The organism is Xanthomonas sp. GPE 39, assembly GCF_000963005.1.
In the GTDB taxonomy this organism is placed as follows: domain Bacteria; phylum Pseudomonadota; class Gammaproteobacteria; order Xanthomonadales; family Xanthomonadaceae; genus Xanthomonas_A.
In genome coordinates this window covers 331,830-339,545 of sequence record NZ_JZHZ01000007.1, presented here as the reverse complement: position 1 = coordinate 339,545, position 7,716 = coordinate 331,830, and the positions used below count along the sequence as shown (strand labels likewise).

Here is a 7,716-nt window from a genome sequence, read left to right as displayed (position 1 = left end):
GCACCAGCGGCGGCGGCACCAGCGGCGGCGGCACCAGCGGTGGCGGCACCAGCGGTGGCGGTACCAGCGGTGGCGGCACCAGCGGTGGTGGCTCCGGCAGTGACCCTAGCTACAGCACTAAGGTCATCGTCGACAGCGATTGGCAAGCTGGCTATTGCGAGCGCGTACAAGTCACCAACAACGGCGGCACCGCCGGCAACTGGTCATTGACTCAGACGATCAGCGGCACGGTCAACAACCTGTGGAATGCCACTTGGACGCAGTCCGGTAGCACGCTCAGCACCAGTGGCCTGGATTCGAACAAGACCCTGGCGCCCGGTGCCATGACCGAGTTCGGCTTCTGTGCCAATCGCTGATGTCATGCGGTAACACCGTCACCGTGTGAATGACACGGTGACTTGCCAACGGCAGCGTCGCAAGACGCTGCCGTTGACGTTTCTGGTGATCGCAACGCATGGGCACCCGTTACAGCCACCGATCATCAGGGGCGTAGCGGTGCAGCCATGCCGGTCTGCATCCAGCGCAATGCGCGCGCGCTGACACCAGCCGTCACCGATATCACGCATCACTGGCAATCGTTGGCCAAGACTTGCAGTGAGACGCCCGCGCCGTGCGATCCGGTGATATTCCTCAATCGCGTCCCTGGCCTCTATGATGAAGCACTTCCATCATCGGACTATGCGCATGCTCCGACCACGATCGTTATTGATCTGCAGCATTCTCGCCCTCAGCACTGCCGGCATGCCCGCTGCGGCCATGGCCGCCGCCCCAGCACCGAGCTTGCCGGACATCGCCTACACTCGCTTCACTCTGCCCAACGGCCTGACCGTGGTGGTACACGAGGATCACAAGGCGCCGATCGTGGCGGTGAGCATCTGGTATCACATCGGTTCCGGCGACGAGCCAACCGGCAAGACCGGCTTTGCGCACTTGTTCGAGCACTTGATGTTCTCCGGCTCAGAGCACCACAAAGGCACCTATTTCCAACCGTTCGAGAAAGTCGGCGGCACCGACATCAATGGCACCACTTGGTTCGACCGCACCAACTACTTCGAAACCGTACCGACCACCGCGCTGGATACGGCACTGTGGATGGAATCGGACCGCATGGGGCACCTGCTCGGCGCAATCGGGCAAAAGGAACTGGATACCCAGCGCGGCGTGGTCGAGAACGAAAAACGCCAGGGCGAAAATCAACCCTACGGCCGTGTGGAAGAAAACATACTGGCGCACATCTTCCCGGCCAATCATCCCTACCAGCACACCACCATCGGCTCAATGGCCGACATCGATGCGGCCTCGCTGGACGACGTCAAACGCTGGTTCCACGACAACTACGGCGCCGCCAACACGACCTTGGTGCTGGCCGGCGACATCACCGTGGACCAGGCACGCGCCAAAGTCGAACGCTATTTCGGCGATATCCCGGCGGGCCGGCCGGTGCCGCACCAGCAGCCATGGATCACACCATTGGCCAAGCAAACCCGCGGCGTGCAGCACGACCACGTCGCGCAACCGCGCATCTACCGCACTTGGGTGGCACCGCAACTAGGCACCGATGACGCTGTGCAACTGGATCTGGCAACGACCATGCTCGGCGGCGGCAAAACCAGCCGTCTGTATCAGCGCCTGGTCTATCGCGACAAGCTGGTCGATGACGTCTCCGCCGACGTGGAGACGTTCGCGCTGGCGAGTCAGCTGCAGATCACTGCCGACGTGAAGGACGGCGTGGACCCTGCCAAGGTCGAAGCCGCCATCGCCGAGGAATTGCAAAAGTTCAGCGCCGAAGGCCCCAGCGCCGACGAACTGCAACGCGCCAAGATTCGCTATCGCGCCGGCTTCGTGCGCGCCCTGGAAAAAGTCGGCGGCTCAGGCGGCAAGGCTACGATCCTGGCCGAGGGCCAGGTCTACCGCAACGATCCAGGTGCCTACCGGCAGGATCTACAACGCGCGCAAGCCGCTACTATCGACAGTGTGCGCAAGGCCGCTGCCACCTGGTTCGGCAAAGGCGACTATGTGCTGACCGTGCTGCCAGCACCAGAAGGTTTCGATGAGGCCGCCGAGGACAAGGCGGTCACGCCATTACCCACTGCGTCGGGCAAGCCCGCGACCAAGCTCCCGCCCAAAGCCACCTACAGCGTCGGCAAGAGCCAGGTCGATCGCGCCGCTGGCGTACCCAACATCACCGAGTTCCCTGGCTTGCGTTTCCCGCAGTTACAGCGCGGCAAACTCAAGAACGGTATCGAGGTGGTGCTGGCCGAGCGCCACACCATTCCGGTCACTCAGATCGAACTGCTGTTCGACGCCGGCTACGCGACCGACCAAGGCCACAAGCTCGGCACCGCCAACTTCACTGCGGCGCTGATGAACGAGAGCACACCTACCCTGGATTCGGTGGAAGTGGCGCAACGCCGCCAGCGCCTGGGTGCAATGACCAGCGTGTCCTGCGGACTGGACAGCTGCGACGCCTCACTGAATGCGCTCAACGACCAATTGGCACCGTCGCTGGAACTATTCGCCGACATCGTGCGTCACCCAGCATTCAAAGCAGAGGATATCGCACGCATCCGCAACCAATGGCTGGCCTCCATCGCGCAGGAAAAAACCCAACCAGAGGGGCTGGCGCTACGTATCCTGCCACCGCTGCTGTACGGTCCACAGCATCCCTACGGCGTGCCGCTCACCGGCACCGGGACCGAAGCGGCGATCAAGGACTTGAATGCCGCCGACTTGCGCGCCTTCCAGAACAACTGGCTACGTCCGGACAACCTGCGCATCCTGGTCGCCGGCGATACGACGCTGGCGCAGATCATTCCGCAGTTGGACACGGTCTTCGGCGACTGGCAGCCACCGAAGAGCAAGCGCCCAACCAAGTCATTGCCGCAGGTCGCCGCACAACCCAAGCCACGGGTGTTCCTGATCAAGCACGAGAACGCGCCGCAATCGTTGATCATGGCCGGCCTGCTAGCCCCCTCGACCAAGGCGCCGAACAATCTGGCCATCAGCGTGGCCAACGATGCGTTCGGTGGAAGCTTCACCTCGCGCTTGAACATGAACCTGCGCGAAGACAAGCGTTGGGCCTATGGTGCCAACAGCTTCATGCTCGATGCACAGGGCCAGCGTCCCTTCCTGCTCTTCGCACCAGTGCAGACCGATAAGACCGCCGAGTCCGCCGCCGAGATCCTGAAGGAATCCAAGGCGGTGATCGGCGAAAAGCCTTTGACCAGCGAGGAAATCACCAAAATCAAAAACCAACGCATCCGTGCCCTGCCAGGTCGCTTCGAAACCACCAGCGCGGTGCTCGGCGCGATGGAGAGCATCGTTCAATACGGGCGTGCGGATGATTACGTGCAGACCTTGAAGAAGCGCCTGGAAGCGGTCGATCAACCCGCTGCGGAAGCGGCGATCAAGGAAATCGTCGCACCACAGGCGATGACCTGGGTCATCGTCGGCGACCTCAAACAGATCCAAGCTCCAGTGCGCGCACTGAAACTAGGCGATGTGCAGGTATTGGACAGCGACGGCCAACCGATCAAGCATTGATCCACGACCACGTGCGCCGCGCCTGCGCGCAAATCGCAGCGCGGACACAGCGCCCGTGGAGATGGCGACAACCACGGAGCAATACATGGCGGGTGCAACATCACGACTGCGGGACGTCTATGACGTGCCGCAGTCGTGTGGGTTATCGTATGGTGTGTTACGCGATCTTTACCAAAATCGATGAACACCAGCGCCATGACCGACGAAGCAATGCGCCAGCAGGTGCTCGACCGTTATCGCATCGTCGGCAGCCCGCCCGAGGAGGCCTACCAGGACATCGTGCAGATCGCCGCGTCGCTATGCGATGCGCCTATCGCCCTGATCTCGCTGCTGGACCGCAACCGGCAGTGGTTCAAGGCACGGGTGGGCCTGGAAACACAGCAGACCGAACGCAGCCAGGCGGTGTGCGATCACGCCATCCGTCACCCCGGACAATTGCTGGAAATCCCCAACCTCGCCGAGGATGCGCGCTTCGCCGACATGCCTTTGGTGAGCGGCGACATCGGCGCACGCTTCTATGCTGGCATGCCGCTGGTCACCGGCGAAGGCATCACGCTAGGCACGGTGTGTGTATTGGATATCGCACCGCGCCGACTCAACGATACCCAGCGTGAGGGCCTGCACGCACTGGGACGCATGACCATGCGCCTGCTGGACGAGCGGCTGCACGCACTGCAACGTGAGCGCGAAGCGATCCTGCAATCGCACCAGCCAACCGATGTCCAGCACACCGACACCGATGGTCGTTACTGGGTGGTGATCCTGGAAGTGCAGGAGCTGGCAGCCCTGGTCGATCAGCAAAGCGAACGTCTGCTGGGTAGTGCCCTGCAACAGCTCGACCGCACCCTCACCAGCTACGTGCAAGACGGCGGAACCGACAGCGTGGATCGCGCGACCGAGAATGCAGAGTTCATCGTCATGCTGCACGGTGCAGATGCCGAGCGGAAATTGCACGGCTTACGCCAGATCGCAGCACGGCAGCGTGCACTGGGGCTGACCGTGCTGGTGGGTGATGCCGAAGCCACCTGTGCAGACGAACCAATCGGCCAAGTCTTTATCCGCGCCGAAGCCGCGCTCAGTGGCGAAAAGGACCGCTATCAGCAAGACACGACCTAGGCATTGGCCCCCCATCCGCAGATGCGGCGACGGCATTGGACTGCCGCAGGTATGAGGCCATCGGCCGCAAACGGCACATTTCTTGCATGCGATTCTGTCATAGGCCAGTGATCGGCCTGCATCCGTTCGTGCTCACATTTTGCTTCGGTCGTTTACCATGCCTCATGCATCCTGCTCTGAACCCGACATGAGCCATGCTGCTCCTGCTTCCTGTACACCGTTGCTGAGCTTGTCGCTCGGCCTGCTACTCGGCAACTGCGACGCGACTGCCGAAAAGGCCGTGCCGGTGCTCACACAGACCATGCAGGAACCGCCGCAAACGCCGGATCTGGCCTATCCGGAACTTTTCCAGGACGTGCAGGAACAGGCCCTGTTCGACGACCAGAAACACTTCGTCGATGCGACACCACGACGTGATCCCGCGCTCATCAATCACGACTATTTGGCGCAGCGCCAAAAACCCGACTTCGATCTGCACCACTTCATCGCTGCCAACTTCGAGGAGTCCGACCCGGCGCCGCCCGAGCCGATCCACCAAGACAGCGACCTGCGCACGCACATTGACGCACTGTGGCCAATGCTGGTGCGGCAGCAAACGCAAGTGCCGGCCCACAGCAGTCTGCTGGCATTGCCACACCCATACGTCGTGCCAGGCGGACGCTTCCGCGAGATCTACTACTGGGACTCTTACTTCACCATGCTCGGCCTGGTGCACAGCGGCCAGAGCGAACTTAGCCGGCAGATGCTGGACAACTTCGCCTATCTGATCGACACCTACGGACACATTCCCAACGGCAACCGCACTTACTACCTGAGCCGTTCGCAGCCCCCCTTCTTCTCGCACATGGTGCAATTGCAGGCACAGGTGGAAGGCGATGCGGCTTATGCGCGCTATCTGCCGCAGTTGCAGAAGGAATACGCGTACTGGATGGACGGCGCGCAGACACTGACTCCGGGCAGCGCACAGGCGCACGTGGTGCGGCTGGCCGACGGTAGCCTGCTCAACCGCTACTGGGATGCGCGTGACACCCCACGTCCAGAAGCCTGGCTACACGATGTCCGCACCGCCGCCGCCGCCAAGCACCGTGTCGCCGCGGAGGTCTACCGCGATCTGCGCGCCGGCGCCGAAAGCGGCTGGGACTATTCGAGCCGCTGGCTGGGCGACCGCAAGACACTCGCCAGCATCCGTACCACAGCCATCGTCCCAATCGATCTCAACAGCCTGCTGTATCACTTGGAACGCACGCTGGCCCTGGCCTGCGCGAAGAATCCAGGTGCTGCCGGCTGCGACACCGACTACGCAGCCCTGGCCTGCGCACGCAAGACCGCAATCGACAAGCATCTGTGGAGCAGCGCTGGCTACTACGCCGACTACGATTGGCAAAAGCGCCAGTTGCGCGAGCAGGTCACCGCAGCGGCACTGTATCCATTGTTTGTGGGCCTCGCCTCACAGGACCGGGCCAAACGCAGCGCCGACACCTTGCAGGCGCAATTGCTGCGCCCCGGCGGCCTGGCCACCACCCGCTTGCATACCGGCCAACAATGGGACGAACCCAACGGCTGGGCACCGTTGCAGTGGATCGCAGTGGATGGCCTGCGCCGCTACGGCCAGGACGCCATCGCTCAACGCATCGGCAGCCGCTTTCTGGCACGAGTGCAAGCACTCTTCGCGCAGCGGCATACGCTGGTGGAAAAGTACGCAATGGATGGCCAGACCAACGGCGGCGGTGGCGGCGAATACGCCCTACAGGATGGCTTCGGCTGGACCAACGGCGTGACCTTGTTACTGCTGGATCTGTACGCGCCAGGCAGTGATACATCGCCACAGACGCAGCACCGATCGATGTCCGAAGCGATGCTGGAACCGGCCATGCTCTGAGCACACACGCATACTGCGGCAGCACAGCTACATCGCGGTGCTGCTCATGCTCGATCAGCAACTGACGGATCAAGCGCCTTATCTCCCCACCCAACTCAGGCGCTTTCTCAAACCCAACCGACGAGGCCTTACAAGCATCGTCATTGGTATCGCTGCCGAGTTGGCTGCGCTCAAGGTCGCTTTGGAAAGCACGTCCGCAGACTGCATCGCTATCGCGCAGAAACCCGCTAAGGTAGTCCGCGTCGGCCGCACAATCGCCAGCGAATCGTCAGCGCGCACAGACATCCGCATGCCATCGAGGAGAATCCCATGACACGAGGCCTCGCCGTCGGCCTACTCGGCACCGTCCTCGCGCTGCCCCTACACGCCAGCCCGTCGCATCTGGATAACATCATGCACCGTGGCACGTTACGCGTATGCACCACGGGCGACTATGCGCCATACAGCGTGCTGCGCGCGGACGGCGGCTACGAAGGCATCGACATCACCCTGGCACAGTCGTTGGCGGCCAGCCTGGAGGTACGGGTGCAATGGGTACGCACACGCTGGCCGACGTTGCTGCCGGACCTGCTCGCCGACCGCTGCGACATCGCGGTCGGCGGCATCTCGGTGTCGTTATCGCGGCAGCGCCAGGCATGGTTCAGCGCCGTACTCGAAATCGACGGGAAGATCCCGCTTTTGCGTTGCAGCGACCGCGAACGCTACCGTACCGTCGCCGAGATCGACCAACCCAAGGTCCGCGTGATCGAACCGCGCGGCGGTACCAACGAAGCGTTCGCGCGCCGTGCATTGCCACACGCGCAACTGACCCTGTCCGACGACAACCCCGCGATCTTCCGCGAACTGCGCGAAGGCCAAGCCGACGTGATGATCACCGATGCCTCGGAAGCCCGCTTCCAGCAGCGACGCACGCCCGGGCTATGCGCGGTGAACCCGCAGCAGCCACTGCAGTATGGCGAGAAAGCGTTCCTACTGCCGCGCGACGACGTCGCCTGGAAAGCCTACGTCGATCAGTGGTTGCACCTGAGCAAGGCCAGCGGTACCTACGCACGAATCGTGGCCGCTTGGCTAGGGGAAACAGACACCTCGCCGGCCAAGCCAGCAACGCTCACGCCGCAAGAGTGAGTAAAAGAATGCCGAGATAATCAATCGGCATGCAACAGCCGATCATGCTGCAT

5 protein-coding genes are annotated in these 7,716 nt (G+C 62.5%); all 5 read left to right on the top strand.

Annotated features, from left to right (window positions below; translation table 11 throughout):
• The coding region (locus XALGPE39_RS01220; protein ID WP_045726654.1) for a cellulose binding domain-containing protein at positions 1–356 on the top strand (356 nt) is incomplete at its 5' end.
• A 328-nt stretch (positions 357–684) separates the two neighbouring features.
• Positions 685–3,543, top strand: coding sequence for a pitrilysin family protein (locus tag XALGPE39_RS01215; protein ID WP_045728864.1), 2,859 nt, complete (start codon positions 685–687; stop codon positions 3,541–3,543).
• 180 nt (positions 3,544–3,723) lie between these two features.
• Positions 3,724–4,659: a GAF domain-containing protein gene (locus tag XALGPE39_RS01210; protein WP_045726653.1), complete on the top strand. Its 936-nt coding sequence runs from the start codon at positions 3,724–3,726 to the stop codon at positions 4,657–4,659.
• 187 nt (positions 4,660–4,846) lie between these two features.
• Positions 4,847–6,538, top strand: a complete 1,692-nt coding sequence (gene treA / locus XALGPE39_RS01205) for an alpha,alpha-trehalase TreA (RefSeq protein ID WP_045726652.1) — start codon at positions 4,847–4,849, stop codon at positions 6,536–6,538.
• A gap of 309 nt (positions 6,539–6,847) precedes the next feature.
• Positions 6,848–7,663 (top strand): transporter substrate-binding domain-containing protein, encoded by an 816-nt coding sequence (locus tag XALGPE39_RS01195; RefSeq protein WP_045726650.1) that lies wholly within the window; start codon positions 6,848–6,850, stop codon positions 7,661–7,663.
• The last annotated feature ends 53 nt before the right edge of the window (positions 7,664–7,716 follow it).